This window comes from Limnobacter alexandrii (genome assembly GCF_005871185.1).
GTDB lineage: Bacteria > Pseudomonadota > Gammaproteobacteria > Burkholderiales > Burkholderiaceae_B > Limnobacter > Limnobacter alexandrii.
On the sequence record NZ_SWKN01000007.1, the window covers coordinates 160,281 to 178,244 of the forward strand.

The following is a 17,964-nucleotide window of genomic DNA, read 5'->3' on the forward strand; positions in this document are numbered from 1 at the left end:
GGAGATCCCAAACCATGAAGCACGACCCCATCGTGATCGTATCGGCCGCCCGCACCCCCATGGGTGGCTTTCAGGGCAGCATGTCTGGTTTCACCGCCAGCGAACTGGGCGCACACGCCATTCAACAAGCCGTGCTGCGTGCCGGGCACCCCACCCTTTCTGAAAAAGTAGATGAAGTGATCATGGGCTGCGTGCTGCCAGCGGGACAAGGTCAGGCCCCTGCCCGCCAGGCCGCGCTTACTGCAGGTTTGCCATTGAGCAGCGCCTGCACCACCATCAACAAAATGTGCGGCTCTGGCATGAAAGCAATCATGATGGCACACGACAGCCTGTTGGCTGGCAGTACCCAGGTTGCCGTGGCGGGCGGCATGGAAAGCATGAGCAATGCCCCCTACCTTCTACCCAAAGCCCGTGGCGGTATGCGCATGGGGCACGGGCAAGTGATGGACCACATGTTTCTCGATGGCCTTGAAGACGCCTACGAAAAAGGCCGTTTGATGGGTACCTTTGCCGAAGAATGCGCAGACCAATACAGCTTTACCCGCCAAGCGCAGGACGAATTCGCCATTCGATCCTTGGCACGCGCCAAAGAAGCCACAGAAAATGGCAGTTTTCAATGGGAAATCGCGCCCATTGAAGTGGCCAGCCGCAAAGGCACTGAATTGATTGGCTCGGACGAGCAACCTATGAAAGCCGACCCGGCCAAAGTGCCCACCCTGAAACCCGCCTTTCGTCGCGAGGGTGGTACGGTGACAGCTGCCAACAGCTCTTCCATTTCCGATGGCGCAGCCGCTGTGGTCATGATGAAACAAAGCCAGGCAGAAAAGCTGGGCATCAAACCTTTGGCGCGCATACTGGGGCACAGTACCCACGCGCAAAAGCCAAGTTTGTTTACCACCGCGCCGGTTGGTGCGTTACAACGCCTGTTTGAGAAAACCGGGCTAAATGCTGCACAGGTGGATTTGTTTGAAATCAACGAAGCATTCGCGGTGGTGACCATGGCCGCCATGGTGGATTTGAACCTGTCCGCTGACAAAGTGAATATTCATGGCGGTGCTTGCGCCTTGGGCCATCCGATTGGTGCCAGTGGAGCCCGAATTGTGTGTACCTTGATTGGCGCCCTGAAAAAAACCAATGGAAAAATTGGTGTGGCCAGTTTGTGCATTGGCGGCGGTGAGGCCACAGCACTGGCCATTGAACTGATCTAAATACAACGAGAGATAAAATGGAAAGTGTTGTTTACTTTTTGCTGGCGGCAGCACTGGCCGTGCCTCTGTTCAAGAAACTGGGACTGGGTGCGATTCTTGGCTATCTCGCTGCCGGAGTAGTGATCGGTCCACAAGTATTGGGGCTGATTGATGACCCGGAAAAAGTACTGCACTTCTCTGAAATTGGCGTCATCTTGCTGCTGTTCGTCATCGGCCTGGAACTGGAGCCCGCCAAGCTTTGGGCCATGCGCGCCAAGGTGCTGCTATTGGGTTCGGGCCAATTGTTCATCACTGCTGGCGTCATCTATGGTGTGCTTGCCTTCCTGTTCGAGATGAACAGCAATACTGCATTGGTGATTGCATTGGCCTTGGGCCTCTCGTCTACTGCATTTGCCATTCAACTTATGGCCGACAAAGGCATACTGGGCAATGAAGACGGCAGGCGCGGTTTCTCCATGCTGCTGTTTCAAGACTTGGCAGTAGTCCCAATTTTGTTCGCTGTGCAGGCGTTGGCACCCGTTGAACCCGACACCGACCCAGGCCAGTGGTGGCTGGCACCCGCAGCCATTCTGGGCTTGATTGTGTTTGCGCGTTACCTGATTAACCCCGCCTTGCAGTTTATGTCTCGCTACGGTGGCCGGGAAATCATGACCGTGGTGGCCCTGCTGATTGTGCTGGGCGCTGCTGTGGTAATGGAACATGCCAACCTGTCCATGGGGCTGGGTGCTTTCATGGCGGGCATGATGTTGGCCAATTCCTCGTTTCGCCATCAACTGGAAGCTGACGTTGAGCCCTTCAAAGGCCTAAGCCTTGGCCTGTTTTTCATCTCGATTGGCATGACCCTGAATTTTGGCCTACTGGTTGAATCTCCATTGACAGTGTTGTTTGGCACTTTGGGCCTGATGTCATTGAAAGCGCTGATCATCGTCGGATTGGTGATGCTTGCCGGGGTTCCTTTCCCACGCGGCCTGATGCTGGGTTTGATGCTGTGTCAGGGTGGTGAATTCGGTTTTGTGATCATGGCGCAAGCCATGGAACTCCGCCTGCTGGGTGAAGGCACTTCCGGCATGGTCAATTTGATCATCGGCATTTCAATGGCGCTAACCGCACCTGCGGTGTTGTGGTTTGAGAAATTCACCGACAAGCAAATTGCCAAAGCACCCGAAAATGTTGAAAAATTCGACTCGAGTGAATCCGAAGCGCTTATTCTGGGATTTGGTCGTTTTGGGCAGGTCACTGGTCGTATTCTTGCAGCCAACCAAATTCATTTCACGGCACTGGACAAGAATGCCGAACACATAGAATTTGTAAAAAAATTCGGCAATCAAGTGTATTACGGCGATGCTTCGCGGGGCGAGGTACTTGAAGCAGCCGGAATTGGAAAGGTTCGTACCGTAATTGTGGCAATCGATGATCCACAAATGTCGCAGGCCATCGTGGAATTCATTGTTCACCACTACCCAAAAATAACCATCATCGCTCGCGCGCACAATCGAAATGATTACCTTGCATTGAAGGCGGCTGGTGCCCATTCTGTGGTACGAGAACTATTTGCGGGGGCACTGGAAGCCGCCACTGAGGCACTGCATGCGCTGGGCTATAGCGATGGCCAGGCCATGCAAAAAGCAGAAACTTTCAAGCAACACGATGAGAACCTGCTGAACAAGCAAGCCAAGGTACTCGGTGATAGCGAGAAAGTGATTGAAATAGGCCGGCAGGGTCGTGAAGAACTTGAGGCCATATTCCAGCAAGATCAACGGGCAGCCAACAGAAGCTAACAATGGAAATTATTCAATTTTTCAAAGACCTTGAACCCACGGTTGAACAGGTTTTCAATTTTCTGGAAGGTCGGTTGGGCAAACTGATTTTGTCGGTTGCGTTAATTATGCTGGCCACCACCATCAACCGCTTCATGCATTGGCGATTGTTGCGGGAGACCAATGCCTCAGCACCACAAACCGGCAATGTGCGAGCCACATGGGTTCGGCGCAAGAACATCGTGTGGGTTACAGCCCTGTTACTGGTACTGGCTTTGTGGTCTGGTCAAATCACGGGTTTCCTGATTTCCCTGGCAGCCATCGGTGGTGCGCTGTTGATTGTCAGCAAGGAATTCATCTTGTGTCTGTGGGGTGCGCTGGTCATTTCCTTGAACAAAAGCCTTCGAATTGGAAGCACCATTGAAGTTGGAGAATTCACAGGGCAGTTGGTGAATACTGGTTTCGTGACTTTCGAGCTGGCTGAAATCGGTCCATCCAAAAAGCAAACTGGCCGCCTCCTCTCCTTGCCCAACAGTCTGGTGTTTACACAGGCGATGAAAAACCTTTCGGTGTACGGCTCGTATGGCATACACCTGATCGATTTTAATTTCGACAAATCCGTGAAAATTCAGGCTGCTGAATCGCTTGCGCTTAAATTGGCCAATGAGGCAGGCAAACACTGGATAGAGGAAGCCGAGCGTCATTTCTCGGCTGTTGAACGTGACAACTTCGTGGATTTGCCCAAGGCCAGGCCTGAAGTATTCTGGGCCAGCGTAGACGAAAAATGCCTGCGCATGACGCTGCGCTTTGCCTGCCCTTTGAACAAGCGGGGGCAACTCGAAAAGTCAATTGTGAAACGATTCTGGGTTGAGTACAGCGAACTAAATACGGTTCAGCAAGAAACGACCTCCAGCGCAGCTTGAATCATTTTTGCCCGGCCTTGGTCGGGCATCAATTCCAAGGTGCTGCTTAAATTCAGGAAGTCTTCGCACTCCACAGCAGGCGATACCAGATAGCCTTGAACGTAGTCCACCCCCAGCTCTCTGACCTCTCGCAGGGTGTGTAAATCTTCCACCCATTCAGCCACACATTTGCAACCAAGGTCGTGAGCCAGACCCACAATTGCAGTGATCACGGCGTGGCTTTCTGTGCTGTGACAAATGTTTTTCACGATAGACCCATCGATCTTGATTACATCGGCATGCAGGTCCATTGCGTACCTGAAGTTGCTGTACCCGGCACCAAAATCATCCAGGGCAATACGTACACCCAACCCACGCACCTGCTCAATAAAGTTCTGCACAGCCTGCAGATTGATCACGGAACCTACCTCTGTAATTTCGAGGCACAGTTTTGATGCATGACGTTGATGCGCCCTGATCAAGGCCAATGTATCTTGAAGAAAAATTTCATCATTCAAAGATCCCGGTGACACATTAATGCTTATCACACCCAACTTGCGCAATTCATCGGAGTGTTCATCCAGAAAGTCCAGTGTTTGGCTCAACACCCAATTGTCCAGAAACGCGGTGTGCCCGCCCCTTTCGCAAGCTTCAATCAGAAATCCGGCAGAATTCAGTTTGCCGTTGTCGCCCTTTATTCTCAATAAAGCCTCTGCATAAAGTGGGCCATCATGCTGGCTCAAAGCCAGAATGGGCTGCCAGGCCAAAGTCAATCCTGCTGGCAATTTTTGGTCATCCAGTCGCCGTATGGTTCTGGATTGATCAAGCAAACTACGGGTCTGGTTTTGCTCAAAAACCACGCGCTCAATGCTGCCGTTGCGCTTGGCTCTCGATTTGGACTCGCGCATGGACGTTTCAACTGTTTCCATCACGTCCAGCACATTGTCGACAAGCCCTTGAAACACCAGGGTAGCCAACACCGCCGTTTGAATACTTCGCCCTTCGAATTGAAAAGGTACGGTGTCCAGCCTGTGCAAAAATGCGTTAAAAGCCTCTTCGGCTCGAGCTGTGTCATTTTGGTGAATCATCACTGCAAATTGATCGACATGAAGACGTGCAATTTCGCCATGCGCGTTCATGTGCCGGTAAAGCTCGGTATGAAACGCTTGCAACAACTGATCTGAAACTGCCACACCGTAGGCACTAATCAAACGTGAGAACTGTTGAATATCCACACAGAAAAAAGTAAAGCATGCAGCGCGTTTGTTTAACTTGTTGTGAATGATGTTTTGCAATCCTCTTCGATTCAACGCACCAGTCAATTCATCGTGTGTAGCCTGATACTGCAAAGCCAATTCTCTGTCCTTTCTTACTGTGAAATCTGCGACAACACCGACAAGTTCTTGATGATCCCGACTAAGCACCAACTCGTACCATCGGGTTTGTCCATCGCCAACCACCACAGGCAATTCGCGCCGAGAGGACTTGCCAGGCACTTCAAGCAGATTAAACAGAGCGGCAAGTCGTTGTGGCTGAAGAAAATCAAGCGTTGGTTTGCCGTTCTGATTCAAAAACAGATCGGTAAACTGTTTGTTGAAATTGAGCAGTTCTCCCCGGCGAGTACAAGTGAACATTGCGGAAGGCGCAATATCAAACACTCTCTCGAGGCGCTCGTGGGCCTGCCTGACTTCCCGGGCTGCGAGTTGCTGCTGCCATTGTGCCTTTCTTAAAAACTCGGCCAAGGCAACACCAGTCATGACACTGGCCAGCACGGTGACAGAAGCACTGTTGAAATATTGGAGTAGAAATCGTTGATCAAACCAGGCCGACAACACTTCTGCCACCGCACCTGTCAGAGAAATCAGAATGGCGGCCAGATAGTAAATGGCCACCCTGTCGCGCTTTTCCAGAAAGTTCTGAATCACCACCCAGGCGACCACAAATGCGGCCACCAGACTCATCGGCCAGAACAACTCAAGAAAAGTTCGATACGGAGAAAACAGTGCCAGCACCGTCAGAATGACACTGGCGCATTGTAAAGCTCGCAAAACACCAAGCCATGACTCGCGACGAATGTTGTCAAAAAGATGCCATACGATTAAAACTGTGGAAGTGAAATACATGGCCAGCGCCAACATGCGAGCCCGCATGAGCGGCTCTGATTCCAGCTCGAAACCGAAAATCGAATGGTCCCAACCCTCGGACAAAGCCACAAGTCGAAGACTTGCAAACAACCAGAAGCCATAGCAAATGAACAAGGTACTTCTTGTCATGAAAGCAGCCACAGCCACCATGCCGATCATGAGATAAAGAACACCTTCCAGAAAGCTCTGGCGTCGTTCAGCAATAAAAATGGATTCGTTGAAATCGGGGGCACTCTGAAGACCCAATTCAAGGCTTGCCGGTCCCACAAATTGGAACTGGCAAATTATTCCCCGCAGATTGCCTTGCCCCTGAAGGTTTGCTGACACAACGCGCCCCTGATTGACCTCCAGATTAATTTCCTGCAGTGTTCCTTCTTGCAGGCTGAGCCAGCAACTGGATTGCACCAAGTGCCTTGAGCGAAAAAGAATATGTTCATACTGTTGAGCCGTCGAGGACGGCAGACTGGCATATATCCAGTAAGGCGTTTCCTCCAAATGAGTGCGCAACACCTGGCGTTGTGGTTCACTTTTCAATCGATGCAACACATTGAACAAATTGCCGTGTGCCTGCTCTTGAGGAATACTTGCGAAACCCAGGGGCAGCTCATGCGGCGTATTCTTGTCAAGCACCGAAAGGTTTACAAAAGCCACCAGCAAGAACAACCCTAGCAAGATCAATGACAACAAGGGCGTCAAGGGTGTTTTCTGAAATGAATCTGCGACAGCAGTGTGCATAGACATCATCCAATTGAACTCAATCTGCTTTGTGTTTCCAGTTCCAAAGTTCGCATCTGGATGTTTTGCAACAAATCAGGATGAATATTTGAGAAGTACACGGAATGCAGGGGGTTGGCACTTAACAGCCAACGGGCCTCGATCTGGAATACATCGAACCAGAGTATTCGGTGGGGAATCATGCCAATGTGTTTCATGGCGACAAACTCATCGGGTTGCAGCACATCCTCCAGTTCAAAGCGACGGTACTGACGATCTACGGGGAAGCGCACGCAGAGAAAGCATCGCTCCACCGCATTTGCACGGCTATACCAATAAGCTGCCTTAATCAGCATCAGCCTCAATGCAAGTCCGTTTGAACGCGCAGGTATGGCCAACCTCGATATTTCGGCAATTCGTCCACTCTTCAGGGCTTTGGGCAATACATACGAGTCCTCAAGGCGAAGTGGCTGCTGCTTTGCTATTTGAACCCTGACCGTACCAATGCAACTGCCGTCCAGTTTGGAGTATGCCAAGAGCACTGCAGAGTCAGCATGGCGGTCATCGTCATCAGGTAAGGCGAGCTTTTCTCCAAGCAAAGGCAAGTGTTTGCCGTAAGCAAGTTGGCGAGCATTGGCGGCGAGCTCCAGGTCGCGATCATTTTGTGCAAGGGCAATCCAGAAAGGCAGTAATTGTGAGGTTGAATCAGACAGGAAATTGATCGCTGAGAGCGTGGACATTGGATTCTCCGAAGTATGGACTCACCTTAAATATTTCACATCCAATTTGCGTCCCCCCGATCGGGTTAAAGCTCCGGTCACCCCCCATCACCCTTAGGGCCTACAAATAATCGCTATTCGGAATATCGATACAAGGTTTATTGAGTGTGAGAGAATCTTGCAAAACACAATTAATTCAGGAGACGCGACGCAATGAAAAGGAAAGAATTCGACATGGTTGTCTTTGGCGCAACAAGCTTTGTTGGTCAAATTCTGGTGCAGTATTTGTGGAAACGCCATGGCTTGAATGGTGAAATCAAATGGGCGATTGCCGGTCGTGATAGCGATAAATTGGCGGTGCTGAAAAACCGATTGGGCGAGCAGGCCCGGGAACTTCCTGTGCTGCTGGCCAACGCCAGCAAGGAAGCCGACCTGCAAACATTGTGTGCCAAAACCAAAGTGGTCGTTTCAACAGTTGGGCCCTACGCCCTGTATGGTTCAAGCCTGGTGAAAGTGTGTGCCGAAACCGGTACCGATTATTGCGACCTGACGGGCGAAGTACAGTGGATTGCCAGGATGATTGAAGCCCACGAAGAAACTGCCCGACAAAGCGGCGCGCGCATTGTGCATTGCTGTGGTTTTGATTCAATACCTTCGGATTTGGGTGTGCTGTTTTTGCAGAACGCGGCCAAGGTGCAGTATGGTGAGCCTTGCCAACAAATCCGGATGCGGGTCAGAAAGCTGAAAGGCGAATTTTCAGGCGGCACAGTGGCCAGCATGATCAACGTCACCCGCGAGGTTGCAGCCGACCGTTCGCTGGCCAAAAAGCTGGCCAATCCTTATTTGATTTCCCCTGCCCGCCTGGCTGCCCGGCAACCCAACGTCAGCTTTGCAGAGTTCGACCCGGAAGCAAAAAGCTGGCTCGCGCCTTTCGTCATGGCGGGTATCAACACCCGCGTGGTCCATCGAAGCAATGCACTTCAAGACTATGGTTATGGAAAGGAATTCAAATACGACGAAGCCATGATGACGGGCAATGGATTCAAGGGCCGCATGACCGCGATGGGACTGGCTGGCGGAATGGCAGGCTTTCTGATCGGTGCTGCGCTGCCACCCACACGTTGGGCACTCGAAAAATTTGTGGTGCCGAAACCGGGCGAAGGACCCAGCGAAAATTCCCAGAAACGGGGCTCATACGACCTTCGCTTTTATGGCACCACCAGCAAAGGCAAGAAACTGACTGCCAAGGTAACCGGGGACATGGATCCTGGTTATGGATCAACCGGAAAAATGCTGGGCGAAGCGGCGGTGTGCCTGGCATTGGACATTGACCAACAACGTGGTGGTGGTTTCTGGACGCCCGCATCGTTGATGGGAGAGCAACTCATGGGCAGGTTGCAACAGCATGCCGGCCTTACCTTCGAGTTGCTGCAAGACTGATCGTGCAACGAATGGCGTGTTGATCAACGCGCCTCAAACCGAAGCAGCAAGCGTCCAAGCTGGTCATACAGTTCCATACGCTGACCCAGAATATTCCAGCTTTTGACCTGGGTCAGCGTTGCAATCAGTTCATCGTCCACATCGCCGGGTTGCAAACAGGCCATGCGCGTGGCAGCAATCATCCTGGTTTGAATCAAGTTTTTATCGACCGAATAAGTACCCACCAGCTGATTACAACCGCCCGAGCCACTGAGTCGCTCATTCTCGGAATGAAACATCAAACCGGGCGCACGCCCGGACTCGGGCAACACCACCGGCTTTCCCCTGAGCTGAACCAGTGTCCAGAATTGATCCGTTAATTTTGCTGAAAACAAGGCTGGGGAGCAATTCGCCTGCGCAATGTCCTCAAAACGCAAAGGAGTTACGCTTGGCACCATTTGGTTTCCTTCCATGGCAGGCGCCGGCTTAAGCTGTGCATACAAAGTGGCCAACAATGCCTGACCCGGTTCATCGCGAAGCTTCAGGTAGGCTTGTTCAAGTTTCGCATTGTCCCCCATGGTCAGCACCGGGAATTCCAAGCCACTGGCGCACTCGGTAAAGCGCCCGGCATCTGCGTAATACCGGTAAAGCCCTTTGAGGGGGAACAGTTTCAAATCCAGTGGGTCGACCTCTGCGCTGCGCGTCAACTTGTAGTTCAGATCCGAGAAAATGGTTCTCGCCTCCAGATCAAGCATCTCAAGGGTGTCCGGTTGTTTCACACGAAAGTAACGAGGCTCGGATTGTTGCCCCTGAATTATCAACACATTGCCGTAGTGCGACATCACCCACCTTCCCAAATCAGATGCTTGATTGGGTTTGGGTTCACCGAGATAGATCTGCTGCGAGAAGAACGTACCATCGGCACGCAAGGTGATTCGAGTTTCAATGCCCTCGCAATTGGCGCAAGGCAGGATAGCTGCAAAGGTGGCGGGCAACTGGGGCAAGGGAACGGGAACTGCTTCAGTGGCCTTGACCGCACTTGAAGAAAAAAATGCAAATGCCAGCAGCAAAGCTGCGCGGAACTTCTTAAACATCATCCTTCCCCTGTCAACGTGTCCGTTTTTCATTATTACATCCAAACATTTATCAACAAAGTACAAGCTTCATCTCATCTGGAGTTTGTTGCATGCGAATTCGAATCTTTTTTGGCAGTCCACTTGTTCTGTTGCTGCCCGCCCTGATTGCATGCACTGGCGAAGAGCCCGTGGCCGGGACAACCACGCGCACCAATGTGTCTTCAATCGAGCAGAATTCGCCTTGCTTTAACAACACCTGCGCGAGCCTGCAAGAACTGCTGACCGTTCCCGATGCAGAGAACATGATTTTCTCAAACGACGGTCGTTTGTTTGTATCGGGTGGGCAATCCGTTGTTGAAGTGGTGAAAAACGGCGATGACTTTGCGGCCCAAACAGTTTCAAGCGGCGTGTGTAATTTCACGGGCTTGGCCATTGCAAGAAACACCCTTTACGCCAATTGCGGCGACGGTACTTTGTGGGCAGGTGCCTTGAACAAGTCGCCAATGACAATAACGCCAGTATTCAACTACACCGGCATGGCTTTGGCCAATGGGCTGACCAGCAGTGCCGACGGCCAAACGCTGTACGCTGTAGATGGACCATTGGCCGCTACAGCCTTGCCCTCTCCAAAAATTGTGAAACTTGCGATTGCGGCCAACAACCCACTCCAGGTGGACAATCAAACCACTTGGCTTGATCTTGCCGGGCGTTTTCCGAACGGCATTCAACGCCGGGGCCAACTGCTTTATTTCACAGACTCTGAAATACCCAACCTGGGTCGGTTGAACGTGGTGCCCATCCGCACCGATGGGTCGGCCGGAATGCCCCTGGTCTTGGCAAGCCTGCAAAGTTTGCCTGACGATTTCTCGATCCTTTCCGATGGTTTTGCCGTTACTTACTTTTTAACTGGTCAGGTGATCAAACTCAATTTTCAGGGCGCGCAAGTGGATGGATTCAATCCATTAACCTTTTCAACTGGTACTTCCCAGGTGATGCAAGGCCGCCCACCGCTATTTTCCAGCACCGATTTGCTGGTGACCGAGAAAGGTATTCTGGGTGAACAAAGCAGCCCCATCGGCAACAAATTGACGGTGGTGCGCAAGGCAACCGTTGACTAAAAACCAGGAAGACAAAAAGTTAAAAAAACCACTTGTATTGATAATAATTATCATTTACGATTAATTCTCATTTGAATAAAACGGGAGTTCTTCATGCAGCAGGAAAACTGTACCGCCCAACTAGGCCAGTGGCTGGCTGGTAGCGAAAATGGTTCAGTCTATTACTGTCAGGAAACAGAGGTTGTTTCACTGTGCCTTCACTACATGACCCTGCGCTTTGAAGCAAAAGCTTTTCGTGATTTGCTGGGCATGATGGGTTTTGCGCAAGCTGAAATTCAACGAATCAAGAACGCTTTGGAGCACCCTACCCTGCAAAGCCAGAACCGGGCTGTTGCGGGTGGCGCACTGCACTGATTCAGAAAAGGGAATCGCACCATGAAAGTTGCAGCCTGCGTGAACAAATCAATGGATACTTTGCTGATGGAAAATGATGCCCTGTGCAGGCAGCTGGCCAGGCTTCAGGAACGCGCCAGTGAGCTGATCCAGAAGCGATCCGCTGAAGTGGAACAGCTTTCTACCGTGGTGGAATACTTGAGTGCTGAACTGCACGACAAAGAGGCAATGATTTTGTTTTTACGAGCGAAGCTTCAGGAGTTCAGGAAAATTGCTGAACTCCAGTAAGCCACGTTGGTTTAATTGGTTTGAAGGTATCCGAAATCGAATTTGTGGGTGTCCTCATCTACGCGAACAGTCACTGTGATGTTCTGCGCGCTGCTGGCTGACAACTTTCTCGCCACAATCACTTCACCTTGTGTTTGCTCGCCCGGGCGAACCACCTTCGGCTTCAAGCTGTACTTCTGGATTCGATCGAAATCTGCAAAGGCCTGCTGAACATCCACGCGGTCATTGAAGTCGGTGTAGAAGAATGCACCGCCGCCGTGGAAACCGCGCTGAAATGGCGAGTGGTAAAAAGGCGAGTAGAAAATCGGGGCCCGCATGCCGTAAAACGACAAGCGATTCTGTACATCCTGAATTTGTGCTTCATAGCTGACCACCGTGGCAGGCTCGCCATTGAAGGATACAGTCACGTTTTCGGTTGAAAACTCAACTGGAAATTTGCCTTTGTTCACGAAGGTCACGTTAAAGCGCGGGTTGTCAAACTGCCGCATGGAGTTGTAAACCGATCCAACCTGCACAATGTGCTTTTTCTCTGAACTCAAAGACTCAAAGCCCTGGTTTTGCACCGGCACCTGGTTCTCGGCCACCACAGGCCGAACACTGTACATGGAGGCGCATGCACTCAAAAGCAGTGCCGAACCCGCAACCACAACACTTGACACGCTGAAACTACGCATTTGAATCACCTTTTTACGACTGAAGTTACTGCCAAAAAGCCAATTTATTTTATCGGTATTCCATAGACAACAACAGATTACCTTGGTTCAGTGTTGCGGCCTTGGCACGCTTTCTGCATTGCAACATGCATGCGGACAAAATGCGTTCCAAAGGCGGAATTTGCACCGTTCGCGAGGATTGCCTGCACTTTTTGAGTGCGGAAGAACAATTCAATGCAGCAAAAACGGGCAAAGGCGCCCACTGAGCGAATCAAATCAACAATTGACTCGCCGGTGGGCGCCTTTTTATTTTGATTTCAAATAGGGCCAATCGCCATGAACGACCATGCCAAACTGAATCTGTTTTCCTTCACCGGGAAAATGAAGATCCTGCACATGAGCTGGATTGTATTTTTCATCACCTTTTTTGTCTGGTTCAACCACGCGCCCATGCTGGCTGCCATCGCAGAATCGCTCGGTTTGAGCAAAGAACAGGTGAAAACCCTTCTAATCCTGAACGTGGCGCTGACCATTCCCGCCCGGATATTGATCGGTATGTTGACTGACAAATTCGGACCAAGGCTTGTGTATGCGGCTTTGCTGTTTGTGTCTGCCTTCCCCTGCTTCATGTTCGCGTTTTCAAGCGACTTTGCACAAGCCGCCATTTCCCGCTTTCTGCTTGGCTTTATCGGCGCTGGCTTTGTAATTGGCATTCGTATGGTCAGCGAATGGTTTCCGGCCCACCAACTTGGCACTGCCGAGGGCATTTACGGTGGCTGGGGCAACTTCGGTTCAGCGGGTGCGGCCATGCTTCTGCCCACAATCGCCCTGATGTTTGGTGGCCCGGACGGCTGGCGCTATGCCATCGCGATCACAGGCGCACTGTGTTTGATCTTCAGTGTGGTGTGGTACTTCAATGTCAGCGACACACCCAAAGGTTCCACGTACTTCAAGCCCAAGAAAAGCGGCGGCATGGAAGTGACCAGCGTCAGCGACTTTTACTTCATGTTGCTGATGAAATTGCCCATGTATGGGGCTTTGGGTTTACTCACCTGGAAACTGTCGCCCGAAGGCGTCAGCATGCTCTCGGCAGCTGCAGCAACGGGCATCTATGGCGCGCTAATCCTGATTCTTGTGTACGACTGCTACAGCGCTTACAAAGTCAACAGCGAGATATTCAAAACCCCTGTACCTGAACTGCATCGCTACAAATTCAAGCAGGTGGCGGTTTTGAATGTGCTTTATTTCGCAACATTTGGATCAGAATTGGCAGTGGTGTCGATGTTGCCATTGTTCTACTCAGAAACCTTTTCGCTCAGCCCTGTCTACGCGGGCCTGTTGGCATCCATGTACGCATTCATGAACCTGATGTCACGCCCCGGTGGCGGCTGGATCAGCGACAAATTTGGCCGCAAACGCACACTGCTTATTCTGACTGCCGGCCTGGCTGCGGGTTATGCGCTCATGGGCTTGACCAACTCAAGCTGGCCACTGTGGCTTGCGGTGATCACCACCATGGCTTGTTCCTTCTTTGTGCAAGCGGGCGAAGGCGCCGTGTTTGCAGCCGTACCGCTGATCAAACGCCGATTGACCGGCCAAATTGCCGGCATGACAGGTGCCTACGGCAATGTGGGCGCAGTGGTGTACCTCACGGTGTTGTCATTCGTCAGTTATCAGGCTTTCTTCTTCGTCATTGCCCTGACTGCTGTGCTTGGTTTCATTACACTGTTGTTCATGGAAGAGCCTCAGGGTCACATGGCCGAGGTGAAAGAAGACGGTACAGTTGAATTGATCAAGGTGGGCTGAGACATTTGAGTACCTCGCTGCGGGTTCGATTCGGTGGTTATTCCATCGCAGGACAAAAGCCTGTGAATCAGGATGCCTTTGCTGCCTGGTGTGGGCAGGCCGAATCGAATTTGCTGAAAGGCGCCGCAGCGGCGATTGCCGACGGGGTCAGCAGCTGCGCCGATTCCCATGTGGCCAGCCAAACCGCAGTGACCAGTTTTCTGGACGATTACTCTTCCACGCCCTACACCTGGAGCGTTCACAAGTCGGCAAAGCAAATTATTTCCAGCCTGAATGCCTGGATTTACCAGCAAAACACCAACCGGGCCAGCCACAACGACAGCCTGTTGACCACCTTCAGTGCCGTGGTATTGAAATCAAACACGCTGCACTGTTTTCACGTAGGCGATTCGCGGGTTTACCACGTTCGCGGTGACGCGATAGAACGACTGACGCAAGACCATGTGCGCACTGAACGTGGGCAAGAATATTTGTCGCGTGCCCTGGGTGCAGACCGTCACCTGGAGCTGGACTACAGCACCCATGAATTGCAAGTGGGAGACCTGGTGTTGCTGAGCACCGATGGTGTTCATGGCGTACTGAAGCGCTCTGAATTGCTGGCCTTGATCGCACGGCATGGAAGTGGTGAACTGGAGTTGCTGGCCAGGCAAATGGTGGAAACTGCCCTGAATGCAGGCAGCGACGACAACCTGACCGTGTTGCTCATGGCGGTGGATGCCCTGCCCCACGAAACGCTGGACGAGGTGCACCGCAAGCTAACGCAATTGCCCATACCGCCAGTGCTGCAGGTGGGCAATAAAATCGATGGTTATGAAGTACATGAGGTTATTTTCAGTGGCACACGCAGCCACATGTACCGCGTGCGCGACATGGAAACCGGCGAACAATTCACGCTGAAAACACCCTCTTTGACTTTCGCAGAAGATGCGATATATCTGAGTGGTTTTGTTCGCGAAGAATGGGTGGGGCAAAGTATCCAGCATGTGAATGTGATGCGAACCCATGTGCCCAAACGCCCGAAGCAGTTTTTGTACTATTTGGGCGAGTACATTGAGGGAATCAACCTGCGCGAATGGATGTACGACAACCCGAAACCCAGTGTGGATGCGGTGCGGCGAATAGTAAAACAAGTGGTTGCAGGTTTGCGTGCATTTCAACGCGCCGACATGGTTCACCAGGACATCAAGCCTGAGAACATCATGATTGACTCAACAGGGTGCGTGAAAATTCTCGACTTCGGTACCGTACTGATTGCAGGTGCAGATGAGCTGATTTCACCACTGGACAAATCAGTGCCGCAAGGCAGCGTGAATTATGTGGCCCCGGAATACCTGATGGGTGAAGTGGGTACTTTCAAATCCGATTTGTTTTCCTTGGCTGTGGTGGTGTATGAAATGCTGACTGGCAGCTTGCCCTTTGCAGAAAAAACTGTGAAGCAAGTTGAATTGAAAAGCTACAGCGAGATGCGCTACATTCCGGCCAACCACCCGCGCCGTGATTTGCCCTTGTGGGTTGAAGCCTGCCTGCGCAAAGCGCTGCAACCCAACCCGCGTTACCGCTACGATGCGCTCAGCGAATTTTTGCAAGACCTGACTGTACCCAACACCAAGCTGGAAGCCAGCGTGGCCAAGCAACCCCTGATTGAAAAAAACCCGGTGGTGCTGTGGCAAGTGCTGGCATTGGCTTTGCTGGTATTGAATTTGATTCAACTGTTGATCAACTAATTTTCAAACTAACGCGCCAATATCTGAGCTGGCATGGGTGCCAATGGCGCGGTTCGCACACTGCTGCTGGCCTGCACTGCCATGCCATGCAAGGTGACTGAATCAACCTGATTTTTGAATCGCGGCGTGGGCAGGCGGCTGGGTTCATCACTGGCAAAACTGATCATTTGAACGCCCAACACATCAGGTGCGTTCTCTTGCAACTTGTTTTGCCACCAGCATTCAAACACTGCTTTGTCTTGTTCCAGTTGCACAATACCGTAACCGTGCTCAACCCACTCCATGAATTGCACATGCTTGTTGCCCAGCATGGTGGCCGCTTCAATGGCACGGCTGGCGGCAACATGCACAGCGAATGGACTGCCTGGCAAAGCATTGGCGACGATTTCATCTGCCCCGCCCCGCCCCATTGAAGAAGGTGCAAACTCAACAGCAGCTGAAGCTGCGCGCAAATTCACACCGGGCAAATTGGCAGTGGCCGCGCGCTGAAAACCCGCAGCAATGTTTTCAGGCGAGGTGCCCTGCCGCAAAGTGGGCAATGGAGGTGCCACTTGGTACTGATTCAACAAGGCGGTTTGATCATCTTCCACCACATCGCTAATCCAGTTGCCATGCATGTCCCCTGAAACAAACACCGTTCCATTCACAGCAAGCGTTTCTCCACCACCACGCAATTGCGAAATCAACAAATTACGCTCGGTGTTGTAATCGTTCCAGCGCACGGGCAATGGCACCACAGGTGAACCCACCACATTGGGTACCACCCAGGGTGCAATCCAGGTTTGATTGTTCAATACCTTCCAAACCACACCCTCGGTTTCATCTTTGCGCAGCTGTGAAAGCAACCAGTCGAACTGCGTTTTTCCGAACAAGGTGGGTGTGCCCTCAGGCAGGTGTGAGGCGTCGGCCTCCAATCCATATCCGGGTAAAAAGCTTTGCGTGTCCAGCGCACGAATACTGGCCAGCGGACCGTAGTTCAAACTGCGGTACACCAGCAAAGGGTCCACTGGCGAAGGGTATTCTGTGTCGGGGTAAAAAATGAATTCGCCGCTGCCATCGGCCTTCACTGGTCGAGAAGGTGTCCATTCCCAAAAAGCGCGCGTGGTGTCTTGCAAGGTGCAGGTGGACTCGACCCCATGGGGCAAGGTGGTGGGCAATTCATTGCCGAAACCCGGATCAATGTCGTGGTTGTCCCAAGTAATGAACCACGGGTGTTGCTGGTGCGCTGCCATCAAATTGGGGTCGGAACGAAACAGCGCATAGCGCCTTCTACATTCGTCGATATTCAGCCAGTCGCGATAATCCACATAGGCTGTGTCTTCAATGTTTCTACGCGCACGCACTTGCTCATCTTCATCCACGAAATCGTAAATGTAATCGCCGCAATGAATGACCAAATCCAGATCCTCACGTTTCCCAATGGCGCCATAACCACTCCAGGTGCTTGACCAGTAACTGGAGCAGGACACCACCGCCAGCCGAATGGCTGAAACCATGTCAGCTGGCGCGGTTCGCGTGCGCCCCACGATGCTGCTGTGTGGGCCGGTTTTGAATTGGTAGTAGTAGGTGGTTGCAGGCTGCAAACCCTGCGCGTCCACTTTCAAGGTGTAATCGTTTTCTGCAACAACCCGCTGCGTGCCGCGCCGTATCACATTGTTCATGTCGGGCGTGGTGCTGACCAACCAACGTACTTGCACGCCTTGAGTTGGGTATTCAGGCAAGGTAATTCGGGTCCACAAAATCACCCGGTCGGCCAAGGGGTCGCCACTGGCCACACCGTGCGCAAAAGGCATGGCCAACACCATGGGAAAATCAAAACCTGCTGGCTCGAAACCAGGCTGAGGCAAAGCCTGCTCGAATTCATTGCTGGCAATCGGTGTTCCCGTGCCAGGGCCTGGCTCAGAAGGATTCACTGGACCAGCAGGGCTGTCGGTGAGTAAGTTGTCTCCGCCACACCCCACGAGGCCAGTTGCTGCCATTGCTTTCAATACATCACGCCGCTTCATCCCGTCACCTTTCTCTGTTATTCAAACTTGTACTGGCAAAGCGCCAGAAAGGATTGAAAACAGAAAAGAGCAGCCTTACTAGATGACTTGTCTTGAC

Annotated in this window: 14 protein-coding genes; 9 read left to right on the top strand and 5 right to left on the bottom strand. The window is 51.9% G+C overall.

Annotated elements, in window-relative coordinates; all coding sequences use genetic code 11:
- Nucleotides 1-14 precede the first annotated feature (14 nt).
- From FCS97_RS08130 to FCS97_RS08140, 3 genes are read left to right on the top strand one after another with little or no spacing between them, the layout of a single operon-like run.
- Nucleotides 15-1,208, top strand: coding sequence for an acetyl-CoA C-acetyltransferase (locus FCS97_RS08130; RefSeq protein WP_138517952.1), 1,194 nt, complete (start codon nt 15-17; stop codon nt 1,206-1,208).
- A 17-nt stretch (nt 1,209-1,225) separates the two neighbouring features.
- Nucleotides 1,226-2,986, top strand: coding sequence for a monovalent cation:proton antiporter-2 (CPA2) family protein (locus FCS97_RS08135; RefSeq protein ID WP_138517953.1), 1,761 nt, complete (start codon nt 1,226-1,228; stop codon nt 2,984-2,986).
- A gap of 2 nt (nt 2,987-2,988) precedes the next feature.
- Nucleotides 2,989-3,888 carry a mechanosensitive ion channel domain-containing protein gene (locus tag FCS97_RS08140; RefSeq protein WP_138517954.1) on the top strand — a complete coding sequence of 300 codons (900 nt, stop codon included), beginning with the start codon at nt 2,989-2,991 and terminating at the stop codon, nt 3,886-3,888.
- On the opposite strand, the gene FCS97_RS08145 is transcribed toward FCS97_RS08140, so the two are convergent.
- Nucleotides 3,858-6,746 (bottom strand): EAL domain-containing protein, encoded by a 2,889-nt coding sequence (locus tag FCS97_RS08145; RefSeq protein WP_171035230.1) that lies wholly within the window; start codon nt 6,744-6,746, stop codon nt 3,858-3,860. The two genes, FCS97_RS08140 and FCS97_RS08145, sit on opposite strands and share 31 nt — an antisense overlap.
- Before the next feature lie 5 nt (nt 6,747-6,751).
- Nucleotides 6,752-7,465, bottom strand: a complete 714-nt coding sequence (locus tag FCS97_RS08150) for an N-acyl amino acid synthase FeeM domain-containing protein (RefSeq protein WP_138517956.1) — start codon at nt 7,463-7,465, stop codon at nt 6,752-6,754.
- Nucleotides 7,466-7,657: 192 nt separating this feature from the next.
- Here FCS97_RS08150 and FCS97_RS08155 point away from each other — a divergent pair, with 192 nt between their 5' ends.
- Nucleotides 7,658-8,884 carry a saccharopine dehydrogenase family protein gene (locus FCS97_RS08155; RefSeq protein ID WP_138517957.1) on the top strand — a complete coding sequence of 409 codons (1,227 nt, stop codon included), beginning with the start codon at nt 7,658-7,660 and terminating at the stop codon, nt 8,882-8,884.
- Between the two features lie 23 nt (nt 8,885-8,907).
- Here FCS97_RS08155 and FCS97_RS08160 read toward each other — a convergent pair whose 3' ends face one another.
- A complete protein-coding gene (locus tag FCS97_RS08160; protein ID WP_171035231.1) occupies nt 8,908-9,957 on the bottom strand; it encodes an META domain-containing protein in 1,050 nt (349 codons plus the stop codon).
- A 92-nt stretch (nt 9,958-10,049) separates the two neighbouring features.
- Between FCS97_RS08160 and FCS97_RS08165 the strand changes: the two genes are divergently transcribed.
- The 3 genes from FCS97_RS08165 to FCS97_RS08175 all read left to right on the top strand — a co-directional run bounded on the left by FCS97_RS08165 (nt 10,050) and on the right by FCS97_RS08175 (nt 11,678).
- Nucleotides 10,050-11,057 carry a hypothetical protein gene (locus tag FCS97_RS08165; RefSeq protein WP_138517959.1) on the top strand — a complete coding sequence of 336 codons (1,008 nt, stop codon included), beginning with the start codon at nt 10,050-10,052 and terminating at the stop codon, nt 11,055-11,057.
- Between the two features lie 93 nt (nt 11,058-11,150).
- Nucleotides 11,151-11,411 (top strand): hypothetical protein, encoded by a 261-nt coding sequence (locus FCS97_RS08170; RefSeq protein ID WP_138517960.1) that lies wholly within the window; start codon nt 11,151-11,153, stop codon nt 11,409-11,411.
- Nucleotides 11,412-11,432: 21 nt separating this feature from the next.
- The gene (locus FCS97_RS08175; RefSeq protein WP_138517961.1) at nt 11,433-11,678 is read left to right on the top strand and encodes a hypothetical protein; all 246 of its coding nucleotides are present in this window, start codon (nt 11,433-11,435) and stop codon (nt 11,676-11,678) included.
- Between the two features lie 11 nt (nt 11,679-11,689).
- On the opposite strand, the gene FCS97_RS08180 is transcribed toward FCS97_RS08175, so the two are convergent.
- The gene (locus FCS97_RS08180; protein ID WP_138517962.1) at nt 11,690-12,352 is read right to left on the bottom strand and encodes a hypothetical protein; all 663 of its coding nucleotides are present in this window, start codon (nt 12,350-12,352) and stop codon (nt 11,690-11,692) included.
- A gap of 315 nt (nt 12,353-12,667) precedes the next feature.
- On the opposite strand from FCS97_RS08180, the gene FCS97_RS08185 reads away from it, so the two are divergent.
- Entirely contained in the window at nt 12,668-14,137 is a 1,470-nt protein-coding gene (locus FCS97_RS08185; RefSeq protein WP_138517963.1) for a NarK family nitrate/nitrite MFS transporter, read from the top strand.
- A 5-nt stretch (nt 14,138-14,142) separates the two neighbouring features.
- Entirely contained in the window at nt 14,143-15,861 is a 1,719-nt protein-coding gene (locus FCS97_RS08190; protein WP_138517964.1) for a bifunctional protein-serine/threonine kinase/phosphatase, read from the top strand.
- Between the two features lie 8 nt (nt 15,862-15,869).
- Here the strand turns inward: FCS97_RS08190 and FCS97_RS08195 are convergent, their stop codons facing one another.
- Nucleotides 15,870-17,867 carry an alkaline phosphatase D family protein gene (locus tag FCS97_RS08195; protein ID WP_138517965.1) on the bottom strand — a complete coding sequence of 666 codons (1,998 nt, stop codon included), beginning with the start codon at nt 17,865-17,867 and terminating at the stop codon, nt 15,870-15,872.
- Nucleotides 17,868-17,964 lie beyond the last annotated feature (97 nt).